The organism is Deinococcus marmoris, assembly GCF_001949125.1.
Classification (GTDB): Bacteria; Deinococcota; Deinococci; order Deinococcales; family Deinococcaceae; genus Deinococcus; species Deinococcus marmoris_A.
On record NZ_MSTI01000063.1, the window covers coordinates 1 to 18,164 of the forward strand.

General features: G+C 63.8%; 17 protein-coding genes. 14 read left to right on the forward strand and 3 right to left on the reverse strand.

What is annotated here, in order from left to right; genetic code table 11:
- Positions 1-380 (forward strand): hypothetical protein (locus BOO71_RS27760; protein ID WP_175607411.1); only part of this gene is annotated, 380 nt, incomplete at its 5' end.
- A gap of 226 nt (positions 381-606) precedes the next feature.
- Here the strand turns inward: BOO71_RS27760 and BOO71_RS26895 are convergent.
- Positions 607-750 (reverse strand): EAL domain-containing protein, encoded by a 144-nt coding sequence (locus tag BOO71_RS26895; protein WP_139322850.1) that lies wholly within the window; start codon positions 748-750, stop codon positions 607-609.
- A 211-nt stretch (positions 751-961) separates the two neighbouring features.
- Here BOO71_RS26895 and BOO71_RS08980 point away from each other — a divergent pair, with 211 nt between their 5' ends.
- The 8 genes from BOO71_RS08980 (at position 962) to BOO71_RS09015 (ending at position 8,157) form a co-directional block, all read left to right on the forward strand.
- Positions 962-1,417 (forward strand): hypothetical protein, encoded by a 456-nt coding sequence (locus tag BOO71_RS08980; protein WP_075831602.1) that lies wholly within the window; start codon positions 962-964, stop codon positions 1,415-1,417.
- A gap of 82 nt (positions 1,418-1,499) precedes the next feature.
- On the forward strand, positions 1,500-1,961 hold the full coding sequence (locus BOO71_RS08985) for a spore coat protein U domain-containing protein (protein ID WP_075831603.1): 462 nt from the start codon (positions 1,500-1,502) through the stop codon (positions 1,959-1,961).
- 31 nt (positions 1,962-1,992) lie between these two features.
- Positions 1,993-2,922 carry a hypothetical protein gene (locus BOO71_RS08990; RefSeq protein WP_075831604.1) on the forward strand — a complete coding sequence of 310 codons (930 nt, stop codon included), beginning with the start codon at positions 1,993-1,995 and terminating at the stop codon, positions 2,920-2,922.
- A gap of 164 nt (positions 2,923-3,086) precedes the next feature.
- Entirely contained in the window at positions 3,087-4,022 is a 936-nt protein-coding gene (locus tag BOO71_RS08995) for a PKD domain-containing protein (RefSeq protein ID WP_075831605.1), read from the forward strand.
- 204 nt (positions 4,023-4,226) lie between these two features.
- Positions 4,227-4,733: a hypothetical protein gene (locus BOO71_RS09000; RefSeq protein WP_075831606.1), complete on the forward strand. Its 507-nt coding sequence runs from the start codon at positions 4,227-4,229 to the stop codon at positions 4,731-4,733.
- A gap of 14 nt (positions 4,734-4,747) precedes the next feature.
- Positions 4,748-5,164 (forward strand): hypothetical protein, encoded by a 417-nt coding sequence (locus tag BOO71_RS09005; protein WP_075831607.1) that lies wholly within the window; start codon positions 4,748-4,750, stop codon positions 5,162-5,164.
- A gap of 73 nt (positions 5,165-5,237) precedes the next feature.
- Positions 5,238-5,957 (forward strand): fimbrial biogenesis chaperone, encoded by a 720-nt coding sequence (locus BOO71_RS09010; protein WP_075831608.1) that lies wholly within the window; start codon positions 5,238-5,240, stop codon positions 5,955-5,957.
- A gap of 37 nt (positions 5,958-5,994) precedes the next feature.
- Complete coding sequence (locus BOO71_RS09015; RefSeq protein ID WP_139322851.1) at positions 5,995-8,157, forward strand: hypothetical protein; 2,163 nt, start codon at positions 5,995-5,997, stop codon at positions 8,155-8,157.
- 87 nt (positions 8,158-8,244) lie between these two features.
- On the opposite strand, the gene BOO71_RS09020 is transcribed toward BOO71_RS09015, so the two are convergent.
- Entirely contained in the window at positions 8,245-9,483 is a 1,239-nt protein-coding gene (locus tag BOO71_RS09020) for a transposase (protein ID WP_075831610.1), read from the reverse strand.
- 8 nt (positions 9,484-9,491) lie between these two features.
- Here BOO71_RS09020 and BOO71_RS26900 point away from each other — a divergent pair, with 8 nt between their 5' ends.
- The 5 genes from BOO71_RS26900 (at position 9,492) to BOO71_RS27765 (ending at position 17,615) form a co-directional block, all read left to right on the forward strand.
- Positions 9,492-9,749 (forward strand): hypothetical protein, encoded by a 258-nt coding sequence (locus tag BOO71_RS26900; RefSeq protein WP_139322852.1) that lies wholly within the window; start codon positions 9,492-9,494, stop codon positions 9,747-9,749.
- Between the two features lie 269 nt (positions 9,750-10,018).
- A complete protein-coding gene (locus tag BOO71_RS09025; protein ID WP_139322853.1) occupies positions 10,019-12,814 on the forward strand; it encodes a CheR family methyltransferase in 2,796 nt (931 codons plus the stop codon).
- Positions 12,815-13,098: 284 nt separating this feature from the next.
- Positions 13,099-14,370 carry a sensor histidine kinase gene (locus BOO71_RS09030; protein WP_075831612.1) on the forward strand — a complete coding sequence of 424 codons (1,272 nt, stop codon included), beginning with the start codon at positions 13,099-13,101 and terminating at the stop codon, positions 14,368-14,370.
- A 62-nt stretch (positions 14,371-14,432) separates the two neighbouring features.
- The gene (locus BOO71_RS09035; RefSeq protein ID WP_075831613.1) at positions 14,433-15,491 is read left to right on the forward strand and encodes a chemotaxis protein CheB; all 1,059 of its coding nucleotides are present in this window, start codon (positions 14,433-14,435) and stop codon (positions 15,489-15,491) included.
- Between the two features lie 186 nt (positions 15,492-15,677).
- Positions 15,678-17,615 carry a putative bifunctional diguanylate cyclase/phosphodiesterase gene (locus BOO71_RS27765; protein ID WP_175607412.1) on the forward strand — a complete coding sequence of 646 codons (1,938 nt, stop codon included), beginning with the start codon at positions 15,678-15,680 and terminating at the stop codon, positions 17,613-17,615.
- Positions 17,616-17,834: 219 nt separating this feature from the next.
- Here BOO71_RS27765 and BOO71_RS09050 read toward each other — a convergent pair.
- Positions 17,835-18,164 (reverse strand): transposase (locus tag BOO71_RS09050; protein WP_139322854.1); only part of this gene is annotated, 330 nt, incomplete at its 5' end.

The following is an 18,164-nucleotide window of genomic DNA, read 5'->3' on the forward strand; positions in this document are numbered from 1 at the left end:
GGGGCATGGGGGCGTTTCCGCTGACCCAGTGGCTCAGGGTCAGGCCCCCCTTGGAGCGTCAGGCGCGCGAACACCACCTGACCACGGCTCAGCGCGTAATGAACCGCCCGGAGACCGATCTTGAGGTAGCTCAGCGCCCGCTGCCAGTGGGGATCGACGACACGTCGATCCCCACGCTGCACCACCTCAATGCCTTCGGACACGAGCAGCACGGTCGCTACGGCCAGCACGGTCACCAAGCGTTCGAGACTGGGTGCATCTCGCACTTTGGAACCTTCCAACCCGAACAAACCACTTTTCTCATCCAGAAAGCCTTCCTCAATCTGAAATCGCTCGCCATATTGGGGGCATCTGAGAACTGGAACGGCGGATTACTTTAGTGACTCAAGTTGCAATTTCCAGAGCATTGGAAAACCAGTACAAAATTGATTGCTCCTGAATGCCGCAGCAGGTGTTCCAGATGCGTGTGCAGGCGCTGGCCGAGCGAGACCAGCAGGTTGTCCAGCACGCTGCTCAGGCTGTCACCGTGGCTGTAGCATAGATCCTGGTGGTGACCAGCAGCCCCGCCCCCTGCGCCAGCGCGAAGCCCAAGGCGCGGACCTGCGCCTACTGCTGCCTGGTCTCGATGCCCACGGTCATCAGGTCCAATACCTGGCCCAGATCGGTTACCGCGCGCACCAGCGCCGTCCCGTTACCGCCCCCATCCAGACCCGCAATGAAGCCCGCAGCCCACCTTCGGGTTGCGGCCATCTGTCCACCGTGCCCAGAGTCAGTAGACAGCCTTCCAGCCCTGACCAGATCAATGCCCTGAATTCGGGACTCAGGCTAAAGCAACGCTGAGTCAACAATGTCAGATTTTTGAGACAACACTCATTCTAAATTCATGGAAAGTTTAAGCCCTCATCTTCACGCTGGAGCGGAAAAACTTTTGTTCTCGCCGTGTCGCCTCAAGGAGATCACCATGAAAAAGTTTGTTGTTGCTGCCCTGTCCGCTGCCCTGCTGTCTACCGCCGTCGCCGGAACCGCCAGTACGTCCATCACCATCAACGCCAACGTGCTGTCCTCCTGCATTTTCGACAGTGGTGTTACTGCCCCCGCCAGCTTCAACTATGACGCCCTGACTGGAACCAGCGACACCGTGAGCGGTGGAGCCACCCTGTACTGCAACGCGGGCACCGTCCTGACGGCCACCCCCGCCGCTGATGGCACTGTCGCCCTGACCAGCGCGAGCACCAGCGGCGTCCTCAACACCACATACACACTGTCCGCCACGCCGAACGCTGGGGCCGGGACGGGCGGCTATGCCGGCGCTGACCAGGTCGTCTACAGCCTGACGGCCAGCGCGGCCTCTGGCCAGTGGGGCGTGCCGACCGCCGCCGATTACACCGGCACCGTCGACATCAACGTCACGTTCTGAGCCTGCCTCCAACCGTGATCCTGCGGCCCGCCCGCCTGCTGGGCCGCCCCCTGTGTTCTGACCTGTGTATTCAAGGAGCCGTATGCGTCTGAAATTTGTTCCCGTCCTGCTGGCCGCCGCGTTGGGTGTGGCCACCGCCATTCCCATCGGTCCCTCCGCCCCCATCGCGATCAACGCCAATGTGCAGGACGCCTGTGAAATCACCGCCGCGCCCTCGATCACGTTCAGCTACGAGGCTGCCAGCGCCACCGCCATCACGGGCGGGAGCGATGTCAGCGTGCACTGCAACCAGGACACCACCTTCCTGGCAGGCTACTGGAACGACACGCAGGCGAATGCGGACGGCACGGTGGACCTGATCGGCCCCGGTGGTCAGGTGCTTCAGGTCAAGCTGGACACGGAATTCGATCCGATCATCCAGAGTTCTGACGCCACGGACGGCAGCCGGCTCACCTTCGGCATCACGGCCACCGCCGAACCGGGTCAATGGACCGCCGCAGTCGGTGCCTACAGCGCCACGTTCGACTACTTCGTCGGCTGGTAAGTCGGCGCTCTGAAGACCTGAGGTCAAGACTGTGAAACGCACTGCTCCCCTGTTCCTGCTTCCCCTGCTGCTGGCCGCCTGCGGCCAGCCCTCTCCCCCCTCCGTCGCATCTGGCCCTGCCGCGTCCAACTCCGCCGCCCTGCCGTCCAGTGTGATGACGGGCACCGCCAGCGCCGCCGACATCGCCCGCTTTGAAGCCGGCGTCGAGCGTGACCTGGCCGCGCTGGGAATGGGCGGTCAACTGACCGCCCAGGGGGCTGCCCCCAAGTCGTATCTGAACGTGCTCAGGGTCAACGACAGCAGTGCCCGCGCGTACCTGAAGACCACCTTCCCCACCGCGACGGGTTGCACGCTGGACTGGGGCGACAGCAGCACGCAGTCGATCAGCACACCCAGCACGGTGGCGACCGATAAGCAAGACCACACCTACGCGCAGAGTGGCGCTTACACCATCACGCTGACCTGCGGCACCACTGTCAAAACCTCCAGCTTCCAGACCACCGTGGTCTCCAGCCCCAACGTCATGGGATTCTTTGATGAGTATGCTGGAAGTTTAGGGAATTCTATTACAGAGGTAGGCCAGTCTTATATTGAGAAAGGCTTCAAATTTGCTTCTCCCGAGAACTATATTACCAATACCATCTGGAGTCTCCCTCAGGGTCATGGCGGATTACTCATGTACTGTTATCAGCAAGAGAGTCTCACGTATTTTGAAACAACCACGGGGCAACTCTTCGATCTTCAGTCGATTACTGCTGGAAATCTCGGTGCACCAGTAACGATATTCGGCTATGACAGTCTTGGGGGGCTGATCGGCAGCGCCGAGTTTACAAACGCTACAAATTACGGTGCGCCCTTCGAAACCCGGGTTCTCGGGTGGAAGAATGTGGCCCGCGTGACGTGTTCGGGTGACGACTATCTCCACATCGACGATCTGGACGTCTCGGTCCAGGCCCCCTGATTATTTTCACTTGATCATGCACCCCACCTTCCGCCCGCAATCTACTGGCAAAGTACAGTATAGAAAGCGGGTGGAATAGGTTCAACGGCTGATATCGCCCCCAGATTTCTTTCGAATTACCATTTCGAGCGGGGCAACGCCATAGTTCAGAGAGGTTTAGCCTTATGAAACGAATTGCATCCCTCCTCCTGCTTCCCCTGCTGCTCGCCGCCTGCGGCCAGCCCTCTCCCCCCTCCGCCGCATCTGGCCCTGCCGCGTCTAGCTCTGCGGCCCTGCCGTCCAGTGTGGCGACAGGCACCGCCAGCGCCGCCGACATCGCCCGCTTTGAAGCCGGCGTCGAGCGTGACCTGGCCGCGCTGGGAATGGGCGGTCAACTGACCGCCCAGGGGGCTGCCCCCAAGTCGTACCTGAACGTGCTCAGGGTCAACGACAGCAGCGCCCGCGCGTACCTGAAGACCACCTTTCCCACCGCCACGGGTTGCACGCTGGACTGGGGCGACAGCGGCACGCAGTCGATCAACACGCCCAGCACGGTGGCCACCGATCAGCAGAACCACACCTACACGCAGAGTGGCGCTTACACCATCACGCTGACCTGCGGCACCAACGTCAAAACGTCGAGCTTCCAGGCCACCGTGGTCTCCAGCCCCAACGTCATGGGTTTCTTTGATGAGTACGCCGCCGGAATGCAGTGGAACGGTTATCAGCCTGTAGACGGGATCTATACTGAGAAAGGCTTCAAATTTAGTGCTCCCGAAATATATATTACCAATAATATCTGGAGTCTCCCTCAGGGTCATGGCGGATTACTCATGGCATGTTATCAGCAAGAGAGTCTCACGTATTTTGAAACAACCACGGGACAACTCTTCGATCTTCAGTCGATTACTGCTGGAAATCTCGGTGCACCAGTAACGATATTCGGCTATGACAGTCTTGGGGGGCTGATCGGCAGCGCCGAGTTTACAAACGCTACAAATTACGGTGCGCCCTTTGAAACCCGGGTCCTGGGGTGGAAGAATGTGGCCCGCGTGACGTGCTCGGGTGACGACTATCTCCACATCGACGATCTGGACGTCTCGGTTCACACCCCGGATTAACCGTTGTTCAGCAGAAGTGTGCGGTCCGCATAGACCCAACCGTTCTCAAACGGGGAGAGCGCCAGGGAAAGACTTTCCCTGGCGCTCTCCACGTTGAATGTGAACAAACTCGCGCCTGTCCCCCCAGTCTTCGGTGTTCCAGGTGTGGACCGGCTTCCACACGCTAAACTGACCTCCAGCCACCCTCTCTTTGTGGAGTCACCCATGTTTAAAGTCGTCACCGCGCTTCTTCCGCTTCTTCTTGTTCCGTCCGCCCTGGCCGCTTCCGCCACCGCCACCATTCCGGTCAACGCCACCACGCAGTCGGCCTGTCAGTTCGACACCGCCAACAACAGCCCCACCATTGATCTGCCTGACTACGAGGCTGCGCTGGCCAGCACATACGTCGCCGACCAGGCCCAGGTCTCAATCAGCGTGTACTGCAACAAGGGCACGCCTCTGTCCGCCCGCAAAATCGGCGGCAGTGCCCTGGCCACCACGAGGGCGTCAGCCGTCACCATTCCACTCGCGCTGGACGGCGTGGCAAACAATCCTACCGTCAACGCGCTGGTGTGGTACACGGTGGGCGGATCGAACACCGTTCCAAACGGCGCGTTCAAGGGGGCAACCCGCTACGTGTCCGTGGTGCGTTCCGGGTGGCCGCAGGCCGCTCAGTTCAGTACGCCGACCGGGTTTTATAGCGGCACCGTCGATTTCACGGTGGAGTTCTGAAGGGGGTGACCAGGATGGCCCAGCAATGGCGGTTCAGGATCTTCGGCGGCGGCCTGCTGGCCTGCTGGCTGCTGGGCGGCGCGGCCCAGGCCGCCTGCGGGTTTGGCGTGCCGGTGTCCAGCGCGCTGGACACCTACGGCTACGTGCAGGACTGGACGCAGAACATTCAGGTGCCGGTGAGCTGCGACGGCGGCAGCGTCGTCAGTGCCGTGCAGCTCAGCAGCGTGGACGGCACCGTGGACCTGGCCACCAACCGCTTCCTGGGCGTGATGCGCTCCGGGAGTGACCCGCTGACGTATTTCATTCCGGACGCCACGCAACTGCGCGTGCTGGCCGGGGTGTTGAGCCTGAACGTGACGGTGCCGGGTGGACAGTGGGGCGCGCCGACCGGCACGTACACCGATACCCTGACCGTGACCGTGGAGTTTTAAGGCACACCGCCCCCCGCGCTTCCCCCGCCCCTTCTTCCCTGGCCCTGCGGCCTTCCCCACCGAGGCGAATCCCATGTTGGCAAATCCCCTGTTGAAGTTCAGACGAGCGTTCCTGTTCCTGTGCCTCCTGACGCTGGTCAGTCCGGCCCAGGCCGCCAAATTCGTGCTGAGTCCCGTGCTGCTCAACCTGCAACCTGCACAGGGCCTCACGACGTCGACCACCATCACCAATACCGACACGGTGCCGGCCGAGTTCACGGCGGAAGTGCTGCTCTGGACCCAGAAGGACGGCAAGGAAGTGCTGGTGCCCACGCGGGACGCGGTGGTCAGTCCCATGAACTTCAAGGTGGCTCCGGGCCGCAGCCAGGTGGTGCGCGTGGCGCTGCGCCGTCCGCCCACGGCGGCGTCGGTGACCTTCCGGCTGATGATCCGGCAACAGGTACAGCCGGCGGCGGCGGGCAGCAGCAGCGTCACGATCACGCCCCGCTACGTGTTCAGCCTGCCACTGTTCGCCGAGAAGGCGGGAGCACAGCCCAACGTCGCGCTCAGCGCGGTGCAGCGCGACGGCGCGACGTATCTGGTGTTCAACAACACGGGTAACGGCTACGGGGTCTTCCGCAATATCCGCCTGTCGGGCGGGGGCCAGAGCGCCGAACTGGGCAACCAGTATGTGCTCAGTGGCTCGACCATGGAGCTGAAGTTGCCGCCGACCCTGACGGGGGCCAGGGTGCTTGAATTCAGCGCCGAGGACGTGGGCCAGAAACCGACGAGAGCCACACTCAATGTGCCGTGAGACCGCCCGGGCCGTAGGCCCGGGCAGGGGGAGCCTGATGCTGGGCCTGTGGCTCGGCCTCTTCTCGCTGGGTGCGTCGCCGGCGCTGGCCCAGGGCGCGCCTGTCGGAGTGGCCGAGCTTTGCGCGGCCCCCGAGGATCTGGCCGACGTGCGGGTTCAGGGCGTGAGCCGGGGCATCTATTCCCTGCGCCGGGTGGGTACGGCGGAGGCCGGCACCGTAGAGACTGGCGCTGCGGACACCGGCAGCGTGTGGGTGCAGCAGGGGGCCTTGCAGCGCGGGGAAGAGCGTTACGGTCTGGAGACCCTGAGCTGTGACGATGTGGCGTTCACGCGGCTCAATCCAGCCCTGACGCCCCGGTACGATCCCGAGGCCCAGACGCTGAGCTTTGAACCCCAGTTGGGCCTGTTGCCCACGTCCGTCCTCCCGGTCTCCATGCCGGCGGCGGTGGAAGCCACCAGCCTGCCGGTCTACGGCCTGGATTATGGGCTGGACCTTCACCTGGCCACGCAGCGGGACGGCACGCGCGGCGTCGATCAGAACGGTTCGCTGAACGCCACGTATGCCAATGGCCGGTTCAGCGCCCAGGTGGGCGTGAGCGAATCGAACACGCAGACGCAGGCCCTGGCGGTGGAACCCAGCTTTTCCGCGCGGTACCAGCTCCGGCCGCAGAGCAGTGTAGAGGCAGGCTGGAACATCGCCCCACTCCTGACCGACGGCTCCGAGCGCTTCAGTGGCGTTCAGACCCAACTGGTGGGACCAAACCTGCGGTTTCTGGACGTGTTCACGGTGGACCTTCCAGTGCCCGCGAAGGTGCGGCTAATCGCGGGACCACTGCTGCTGGGCGAATGGACGCTGGGGGCGGGCCGGGTGCAGTTCACCGGGGTACCCCTACCCGGCCCGTCAGGGACGGTGCGGGCCGTAATCGAGGACGCCGCCGGACGCCGGGAGGTGGGAGTCAACTATTCGTTTCCGGCTGCCGTGTTGCCCAGCGGAGGGTACCGGGCTGTGGCGGAAGCCGGCCTGCTCGGGGACGCCGCGTACGCCAATGGCCGCGTGTCGTACGGCCTGACGAACGCCCTGACCCTCAACACCCAGTTTGGCGTCAAGGCCGGACGGTCCAGCGCGGCCCTCTCGCTGACCGCCGCGTCGGAGACGCAGGCATTCACGGTGGGTGTCCTGCATAACCTTTCTGATTTCACGGACGCGGCCACCCTGAACTACCGGGGCCGGGTGGGCGGGATTGGGCTGGGGGTGGGCGCAGTGATTCCCTTCCAGGACGTGCGGCAGGCTCGAGTCGAGGCGGCTGCCGGGACCAAGCTGGGCGGCCTGGCCACGGGGCTGGCGGTGGGCTATGACCTGAGACAGGAGGGGTGGTACGGCCGGGCGCAGGTCACGGGAGAACTGACCCCCCAGGTGCGCCTGAGTGTGGGCGGTCAGATCAGCGGGCGCAGCCGGCAGCTCAGCCTCACGCTGGGCTATCAGCCCAGCGCCCAGTGGAACGCCCAGATCGCCACCACGCTGAGTCCGGCCGGCCCCGGCGTGACGGCGGCGGCCACCTACAGCCCCACCGACAGCCAGCAGTTCCGGGTGATGTACGGCGCCGGCCTGCTGTCCGGTGAATACCGCCTGCGCACCTTCGCGGACGTGGCGGTGAACGCGGCCACCAACGGTCAGGTGGGCGCCAGCATCCAGGGCGCGCTGGTCTACGCGAACGGCCGCCTGTACGCCAGTCCAGCCCGGACGGATGATGTGACCGTGGTGCTGGAAACCGGCGTGGCCGGTCTGCCCGTTTTCGTGGGCGGCATGTACAAAGGCCGCACGGACGCCGGGGGCGCACTGGTCTTTTCTGTGACGGCCAGTGACCAGATCGACATTCGTGTCGATCTCAAAGCGCTGCCCATCGAGGTCAGTGTCAAGGAAGCCTCTCTGCTGGTGGCCGGCGCGACGTCGCGTTCGATCAAGGTCGACTGGCGTGGGAATTTCGGGCGCTCACGCTTCGTGGATTTCCAGTTCGGAGGTCAGGAGACGGCGTATGGGACGGTGAGTCTGGGCGACCTGGGCGAGTATGACCTGGACGCGTTTGGCACGACCATCCTGCCGGCGTCTGCGCAGCCGCTGGCCGGCGTGCTGACCCTCAAGGACGGCCGCTCCTGCCCCGTGACCATCGGGGTTAAAGACGACGTGGTGAACTGCCCCTGAGCTGTGGGGGTCCAAATAGCGGGTGGCCAGGAGAGAAAACGACGCAACTTAAGGGTGGCTGTTTTCTCTTCAGTAGTCCGGAAGGTTTCAGGCAGCCTTGACCCCCAGGAGCAGCAGGTCGGCGATCTGTGGGGCGAATTTTTCGCAAGTCAGATCGCCAGGCAACAGAGATAAAATTCGATCAGCGAAAAATTCGTTATAGGCACGGCGTTTTTCGTCTTCCATGCTGAAGACCAGCGGGCCAGCCCGCTGCCGCTGGCTCATCAACTGACTGGCTCTGGCTACAGAAACGCTATGCAGCGCCATATTCCAGTGGAAGTGCAGCGCCTGAGCCTGACGGGACTGGCAATCACCCAGGCCCGCAAATTGCTTGCCGTCCCGGAACGGAAACTCCATCGCAAAACGGGCGCGGTAGAGCTTGACGATGGTGCCCGCATCCATCGTGGGGTCTGTGCTGAACAGCAGTTCGAGCGTCATTCCCGATTTGCCCGGCCACAACAGGGCCACCACCCGGACCACTCGTTTGAGTCCCACGGCATACACCACGGTGGTGTATGCCGTACAGGCATCCATCCAGGGCAGCACGTCCCAGCGAGAGAAATCGCTCAAACTTGCCTGGCCGTCGTACTTTTTGGGGCGTCCCCGGCGGCCTGTCCTGGGGCCAAAATAGAGATGCTTGAGGGAGGCATCTCGGCGCAGCTTTCCGACGAAGGGCAACTGCCCTTCGTCCGCCACAGGGTCAACAAACTTTCTCTTGGCATAGTACGCATCACCCACCACAGCAAGCACCTGTTCGCGCATGGCAGGAGGGAGTTGGGCCAAGGTATTCAGCGTGTCCTGGGCGTAGACATCCGTGCGCGTCTGCTCCCCAGGCAAGTCAGTAGGCGTCTGGCTGATGGACAATGGGAACGGCTGCTGGGTGTCCAGATCAACCCATGTCACACACGAGCCTTCCAATCCAGAGAGTGAACGCTGCTGACAGCCGCTCCAGAACTGAGCCACACCAGGGGTACAGCGGCCATTTTTGTCGATGAATACAGCATCGATTCCAATGATGCTCTCCCTACCCAGACACTGCTGATCTTGCATCTGCAAGATCAAGCTGGTGTTCAACTCCACCCACGGCATTGGTTTCTGGAACCAGGCGCGATGGGTTCGCTCAGATGGCCCGCCATAGCGGGCCAGATTGGTGAAATTCAGTCGTCCAGGAACGACCAGCCACAGCACCAAAAGTACCTGAAGATAGGCGGCCTGGGTGGAACGCAGGCTGGTTCCAGGGAGCAGGGCCGCTAGAATCTGGAAGGGAGTCGTCCGTTTTGGTGCCACACATCAACATGGACGATCCCCAGCCCATTCGTCAAAAACCTTCCGGACTACTGCTCTTCAAAAGACTCCATCTGGCAACGGGCGAAGTTTTGTCCAACTCGCATGAATGCCTGCTGGATCTGGAGTTTGGAGTGTTGCGAAAACGAGGGTTCAAGTTCTGGTGGCACATGCCGCAGCCGATGCTGCGGGAGCTGCCCTGCGGCGGTAACCCGATCAGCACATCAGCGCGCGGTCTGAAGCCCAGAGCGCGAACCTGCGCGGCGTGAGGCGGCGCTGGCCAAAAGCGAGGCCCAGGTGGAAAAGCATGTTGATCCAGTGCGGACGCGGGTGTCCGTGGAGTTGCCGGGCCACTGTGAAAGCCGGGGCCGTTGGACGGCATAAGCCCCGGAAGGGCTAAGCTGACCTCTGTGGAAACAGGTGGCCTCTCCGTGGTCGCGCCCAGCTCGCTGAACCCGCCGCCACTCCAGGAGACCCGATCATCACTGAAGATTCCATCACTTCCCCCCAGACACCACTGAATCCTCCCCTGCGGGTGGTGGGCATCGGCGGGTCGGCGGGCGCGCTGGACAGTTACGAGCGTTTCTTCCTGGGCCTGCCGCCCAGCACCGGGCTGGCTTTCGTGGTGGTGCCTCACCTGGACCCGAACGCGCGGGGCCTGATGCCGGACATTCTGGCGCGCTGCACCCCCATGCCCGTGGTCCAGATCACAGGCAGCCAGTCCCTGCGGGCCAACCATGTTTACGTCATTCCTCCGGGTCACAGCCTGAGTCTGGAGGGCGGAACGCTTCACCCTGGAGACCTGGCCCTGGCGGGCGGCCACGTGATCGACCACTTCTTCGAGTCGCTGGCCGCCGATCAGCAGGGGCGGGCGGTGGGCATCGTCCTGTCGGGTCTGGGCACTGACGGCACGCGGGGCATCGGGGCCATCAAGCGGCTGGGCGGGCGGGTGCTGATCGAGGACCCACAGACCGCCGAGTACCCCGACATGCCCCGCAGCGCGGCGGGCACGGGGCTGGCGGACGACGTGCTGCCCGCCCTGGAACTCGCTGCCAGTCTGGTGGGCCTGACTGAAATGACCCACCTGCTGGACGAGCGGGCGCTCAGCCAGGGCGGGAGCGAATCCGGTACGCCGCTGCAAACGATCCTGCGGCTGGTCCGCGCCCGCAGCGGCCATGATTTCACGCGTTACAAGCCCGCCACGCTGGTCCGACGCATCGACCGCCGCATGAAGGGGCGGGGAATCGTGGACGTTTCCGACTATCTCCGGGTGCTGGAAACGTCACCGGACGAGATCGAGGCGCTGTTTCAGGATTTCACCATCAACGTCACCAGCTTCTTCCGGGACGCCGAGGCTTTCGAGGCCCTGAAAATCCAGTTGAGAAGCGTCCTGCAAGAGCACCAACAGGAGCAGGACACGTTCAGGGTCTGGGTCGCGGCCTGCTCGACCGGCGAGGAAGCGTACTCGGTGGCCATCGTGCTGCATGAACTGACCACGGAGCTGGCCAGGGAACGGCCAGGTGGCCCCCTCCTCAGGGTGCAGATCTTCGCGACCGACATCGACCCGGTGGTCGTGAACACCGCCCGGCAGGGCCTGTACCCCAGGGACATCGCCTACGTCGTATCAGAGGAGCGTCTGCAACGCTTTTTTCAGCTCAGCGGCGAGCAGTATCAGGTGCGGGCCGGGATCCGGGACAGCGTGGTCTTCGCCGCCCACAGCACTTTCGCGGACCCGCCGTTCACGCGCCTGGATCTGGTGAGCTGCCGCAACCTGCTGATCTACGTCGGCACCGGGCTGCAACGGCAGATCCTGGAGCTGTTCCGCTACGCCCTGAGACCCGCCGGCCTGCTGTTTCTCGGGGCCAGCGAGTCGATCGGCACCGATCAGCAGGGGTTCACCGCGCTCGACCGGCGCTGGAAGATTTACCGGCGTGGCGAGGGTGAAGCTGGCCGACCGTCACTGGCCGCGCCCTTCTCGCCGCGCGCCAGAGAGACGCCGCCCGGTGGCGGGGCCGTCCTGAAGGGGCTGGCCCAGGTCGGGTCCGCTGGCCGCTCTGATCTGGCCCCGCGGTTGCACAGCGCCCTGCTGGCCGAGTACGCCCCGCCGGCGGTGGTGGTCAGTGGGCAGGGTGAGGTGCTGTTCGTGCATGGACACGCCAGCCGCTACCTGGAAATCCCGCCAGGACAGGTGCAGAACAACGTGTTCGAGATGGTGCCGGTCAGCCTGCGCCTGGCGCTGCGCTCCGCTGTGCGCGAGGCCCACCGTGAGCAGCGGCAGGTGACGTACCGGGGGCTGGTGGCCGCGCTGCCAGGGGAATCACAGACGGGAGAATCTCAGACAGGGAAAGCCCAGACGCTCGACCTGAGTGTCCGGCCCCTCCAGCCCGCCAGTGGTGGGCCGCTGTTGATCACGTTTCAGGAGATCAGCGAGGCTGCCGCAGAGGTGGAAGAGGCCGGGAACGCCGTAGAGGCGGAGCGTCCCGACGACGCCGGTCACCGCCTGGCCCTGGAACTGGAACTCCGTCATGGCCGTGAGGCGCTGCGGGCCTCGGTCGAGGAGATGGCCCGCTCGATAGAGGACCTGCGGGTCAGCCACGAGGAACTCCAGACCAGCCACGAGGAGCTTCAGAGCACCAACGAGGAGCTGATGACCTCGAAGGAGGAACTCCAGTCGCTCAACGAGGAGCTGAGCACTGTGAACGCCGAACATCAGGTCATCATCCAGGATCAGGCCCGCGCCAACGATGACCTGAACAACCTGCTGGACACGGCGGGCACCGCCATTCTCTTTCTGGGAAATGACCTGACCATCCGGCGCTTCACCCTGCCGATTGGCCGGCTGGTGCGCCTGACGCCGGCTGACGTGGGCCGGCCCCTGGACGACTTCAACGTCCTGCTGCGCCAGAACGAACTCCTGGCGGACATCGACAGGGTGCTGAAGACCCTGGAACCCCACGAGGCCCAGGTGCAGACCCAGGACGGGGAGTGGTTCCTGCTCCAGATCCAGCCCTACCGCACGGCGGACAACCGCATCGACGGCGTGGTGGTGGCCCTGACCAGCATCGCCGTGGTCAAGGCGCTGGAATGGCGACTGGTCGAGTCGCTGAACCTGAACCGGGCGGCGCTGGATACGCGCCATGACCCCCTGCTGCTGCTGGACCAGCATCTGCGTGCCGTGACGGCCAGCCAGGCCCTGCTGACGCTGCTGGAAGGTGAGCCGACGCCGGGCACTGGGGACGTTGACTTGCCGGAACTGCGCCGACGGTTGCGGGCCATGATCGAGACGGGGGAGCCGGTGTCCGGGGCAGTGGCGCAGGCGCAAGTAGAGGATTGAGCTTGGACGGGTGTGCCGCCGGGACGGCTTCAGCTCAGCGGCGTGGATGCTGAGTCGACCCACCCCGCCAGCAAGCGCAGGACGCAAACCGATCAGAAATATCCGGCGACAGGACATGGCTTCTCCACCCTGGGTCACGATTCAGCGCCGCAGCGGTGGTAGGTTAAGGGACATTCAAGCCATCGCACCGGGCCGCACACCTTGAACCGGGCCATCTGCCTTTCTTTCCGTCGTCCCCAGGAGAATTCAGCCGCCGCCCTTCCGGCAGCCCGCGCAGGAGTTCCATGAATCACCTGGCCCAGTTGGAACGGCGTTTCGCCGCGCAGCAGCAAGATCTCCACGTTCATCAGGGCGAGCTGGAACAGCAGAATGAGGCGCTGCGCCAGAGCAACATGGAACTTGAGGAAGCCCGCAACCGCTACGCGGATCTCTTCGAGCTGGCCCCCGTCGGGTACGTGGTCTGCGACGAGGGTGGGCTGATCGGGCGGATCAACGCGACCGGGTGTGCCCAGCTCGGTGCGGCCTGCGGGCAGCTCGTCGGGCGTCACTTCGCACTGTTCGTGGAGGCGGACCAGCGCGCCGAACTGACCCGGTTTCTGGATCAGGTCTTCCTTGATCTGGAGCCAGCGGGGCCGCCGCGCCTGGAACTCCGCATGCTCAGGCAGAGCGGCCAGCACTGGGACGCGCAGTTGGAATGCACCTTCCTGCGTGATGGAGCCGCTCCGCTGATCCGGATGGTCCTGACTGACATCACGGCACTCAAGGAATCCCAGCGCAGCGCGCAGTGGCACGCCACGCAGGCCCTGCATCTGCACGAGGAGTTGCAGACCTTTTTGCGGTCGATCACGCACGATCTGAGTGCCCCACAGCGCCAGGTCGAGGGCTTCACGGTCCTGCTGGCCCAGCACCTTCAGACCACGGACCAGATGACGGACCCGGTCACCGCCAGACTGCTGAAGAACCTGTCGCAGGCGGCCATGAATTTGGGGACGCTGACCACCTCGCTGATCCACTTCTACCAGAGCGGTCAGCCGACAGAGCCGGCCCGTTCACTGAACCTGAACCGCCTGGTCGAAACGATTTTTCACGAACTGGAACCCGAACGGCGGGGCCGGCAGGTGGTGTTGACGCACGATCCGCTGCCCACCCTGCGGGTGGACCACCAGAGCATGCACATGCTCCTGACAAATCTGCTCTCGAACGCCGTCAAGTTCACCAGACCGCGCCCGGTGGCCCGTATCCATGTGGGGGCGCAAGTGAATGGGGCGCATGTGCTGCTGAGTGTCCGCGACAACGGCGTGGGTTTTGATTCCCGGCAGGAACAGCGCCTGTTCGGGGTCTTCGAGCGGCTGCACAGCGAACGTGACTTCCCGGGACAGGGTCTGGGGCTGGCCCTGGTGCGGCGCATCGTGGAGCACTGGCAGGGTCAGGTCTGGGGCGAGGGGGTTCCCGGGGAGGGCGCAGTGTTCTGGGTGCAGTTGCCGGGCGCGCTGAGCGCGGCGCAGCACACTCCGCCGGATCAGGCAGACCGCCCATTTCCCCTGGGGTCTGTCTGACCAGACGTCAGCCTTCAGGAACCTTAAGGCCCCCTTCCGCTGGTAGCCCTCACACTGTAAGCATGGAGACACACCGGATCGTGGTGATCGGAACTTCGGCGGGAGGAATGCAGCCGCTGCTCGATCTCGCGGCTGGCCTGCCCGCCGACTTCCCGGCAGCGGTGTGCATCGTCATGCACATCCCGGCCTACGCGCCGAGTTTTCTGCCCGAGATCCTGGGCCGCGCCGGGCCACTCCCCGCCTCGCACCCGGCGAGCGGCGATCCGGTGCTGCCGGGCCGGATCTACTGCGCGCCGCCCGATCACCACCTCCTGATCGAGGGCGGGCGCTTCAGCCTGACCAGAGGTCCCAAGGAAAACCGGTCGCGGCCCGCCGTCGACACGCTGTTCCGCTCGGCCGCGTACAGCGCCGGCCCGAACGTCATCGGGGTGGTGCTGTCCGGCCTGCTGGATGACGGGACCTCTGGCCTCTGGGCCATCAAGCATTTCGGCGGCACGACCGTTGTCCAGGATCCACTCGATGCCCAGTTCGACTCGATGCCGACGAGCGCTTTGAATCAGGTGAAGATTGATCACGTGGTGCCCGGCCGGGAACTTGCGGCCTTGCTGGTCCGGTTGACGGCTGAGCCTGCGCAGATCCAGGGGGAGGCTGAGGTTGATGAGCAGGCAAAAGAGCGGGTGGCCACCGAGATCAGCATCGCCAGCAGCGGCCACGCTTTCAAGAAGGGCGTCATGAAGTTTGGCAAGGTCACGCCGCAGACCTGTCCGGAGTGCGGCGGCGTGCTGGTGCAGATCCAGGAAGGGGGCTTCACGCGTTACCGCTGTCATACCGGTCACGCGTATACCGGGGACACGCTGCTGGTCAGTGTGACGGAGGCCATCGAGGACAAACTGTGGGCCACCCTGCGGGCGCTGGAAGAGGCCAGCATGTTGCTGGAGAACACCGGAATGGAGTTTGAGGCGGCCGGGAACGCCCGGCTGGCCGGGGAGTATCGGCGCAGGGCCAGAGAGATGGAAACCCGCAGCGCGCTGATTTTTGAGAACGTCACGCAGAACAGGAGCCTGAGCGTCGAGCAGCTTAAAGATGGAGCCGGGTGGGACGAGGCGCAGCGGTCAGACTGACCCACCGACATCACAGGCTCTCTGATGCAAGTCGCCGAGTCAGGAGAGCGCAGTTCCTGGCCGAATGCACATCTCCAGAGCCGAGGCATTTGGTAATATGATCTACATTTTAACCAGGCGAATGTCCAGGTCCATCTCATTCTGGAACTCTTCTGCGCTGAGCACCCGACTTCTCCCGGAGGTGGCATGACTGATTCAAAGCCGTTGCTCAAGCTGCAAGACCTCCGCGAGAAAGCCGAAGATCAGGTGCGCCTGACCTCACCGCTGCCGCTCTGGGACGGATGGCCCGCCGCCGCCCTGTCCCACGAATTGCAGGTTTACCATGCCGAACTGACCGCGCAGAACGAGGAGCTTCAGCGCACCGTCGCGGAGCTGGCACGCGAACACCAGCTCTACCACACGCTCTACGAACACGCACCGACGGCCTACTTCACCCTGGATGAACACGCGCACATCCTGAACGTCAATCAAGCGGGAGAACAGCTCCTCGGCTTTGACAGAGGTCGCCTGCTCAATCGGCGCTTCTTGCAGTTTATCGGCCCGGGGCACCGGGCCGAGTTCAACCGCCTGCTGGAGACTTTGCCGCACACTACTGGGGGGGCCGCCTCTGAGCGGTTCAGCGTAATCCACTGCAGCGAGGAGCAGTTAGAGGTGCAGTTACAGGCCCTGACCCTGCCAGATTCAGCGCAGGATCAGCCCACTTCTTTGCTGACGCTCGTGAACCTGACGCCACTGTTCGAGGCCCAGAAGTCTCTGCGCGTCCTGAACGCTGGCCTGGAAGACCGGGTGCGCGAGAGCACCCAGCATCTCCATGTGCTGGCGGAGCAGTTCAGGCATCAGGCGCGGCATGACGCCCTGACCGGCCTGCACAACCGGGCCGCGTTCGAGGAAGATCTGGCGCTGGCGTTGGGGGAGCTCCACGCCCAGGGAGAAGCGTTCGCGGTGCTGTTTTGCGACATCGACCGATTTAAGCGGATCAACGACAGCCTGGGGCATCCGGCCGGTGATCAGATGCTCCGGGAACTCGCCCGCCGCTTGCACACTGTCGTCCGGCCCACCGATCGCGTGGCGCGGCTGGGCGGCGACGAGTTCGCGGTTCTGCTGCATGGTGTGGCGGGTCAGGCGCTGGTCTCCCAGGTCATCCGCCGGCTGGAAGAGGCACTGAAGGTCCCGTTCGTCGTGAGCGGTCAGGAGCTGTTCATTCAGATGGGGAGTGGGGTCTTGCTGGTCACCGCCGACTATTTCTCTTCAGAAGAGATCCTCAAGGATGTGGATCTGGCGCTGTACCAGGCCAAGCGGGGTGGACCAGCAGGCACCCGCGTGTTTGAGCCGTCGATGCGGGGCGAGTTCCGGGGGCAGTTGGAGCTGGAAGCCTATCTGCGGCACGCCCTGGAGCGTGACGAACTGGTGGTGCATTATCAACCCATCGTGGACTTGCAGGGCGGACACCTGCTGGGCCTCGAGGCGCTGGTTCGCTGGCAGCATCCACAGCGGGGCCTGCTGCCTGCGGGGGCGTTCGTGCCGCTGGCCGAGGAACTGGGACTGATCGGAGAGTTCGATGCATGGGTGCTCCAGACCGCGGTGCGGCAACTGGCCGAGTGGCCGCTGGACTGTGCCCTGGACCGCTCCCTGTGGCTGAATGTCAACGTCTCGGCGGCCCACCTGAAGCAGGTGGCCGCCGTAACGGCACCGCTTGCCACCACGCCACTGCCCGCGCCCTGGCAGGTCCTGATCGAGATTACGGAACGGGTGTTGACCCACCCGGCGGACACCGACGCCGCCACGCTGCGGACCCTTCGGGATGCGGGCGTTGAACTGGTAGTGGACGACTTCGGGATCGGGGCCTCGTCCCTGAGCAGCCTGCACCGCTTCCCTCTGCGGATGCTCAAGATCGACCGCTCGTTCGTGGCTACCCTGGATCAGAACCGGGAACTGGTCCGAACGATCGCGGTGATGGGGCACTCGCTTGGCCTGGCCGTGGTGGCTGAGGGCATCGAGACCGAGGCGCAGCGCACCCAGTTGATCGAGCTGGGCCTCACCGCCGGGCAGGGGTATCTCTTCGCCCGGCCTATGCCTGCCGCTCAACTGAAGGAACACCTTCACTCGACGTTGAAATTCCCCTGAGGCGTGCAGAAACGAAGGGAAATGTGGTGATACGTCCGACATTAAGTCTGGCGTGCTGGAGTGCGAGTTCGTGGTCACAGTGCAAAACGGGCAACCATAGGAGGCCAGCAGGGAGAAGATGTGAGGTTCAGTTTCACGCTTCCCTCAGTACCCGACACTTTCTCCATTGGCTATCTGGGGGAGGGTCCAGAGCCGAATAAAATGGAGCAGTTCACCTGCTCACACTTCACTCTGACGGGAACAGGCCCGGACAAGCGACCGGAGGCCCAGCGTCACGACGCTCCACGCTCGCCTCCCATGGTTTTTGATCTCTGCGTCCTGGTTGATACCGACCAGGACGCACCAGACGTAGGCCAGAGTCAGCAGGCACAACAGACGCTTGACATGGCCGGGAAGCGTCACATGCGTATTCTCCAGATTGAAACCTTTGGTTTTCAGCGCTCTGAACAGGCATTCGATTTTCCAGCGCTTGCCATACCCCTTCAAAATTTGACGGGCCGCTGTGGCATTACTCGCCACGATCAGGGGTTCCCCCTGATCTGTCCGCGT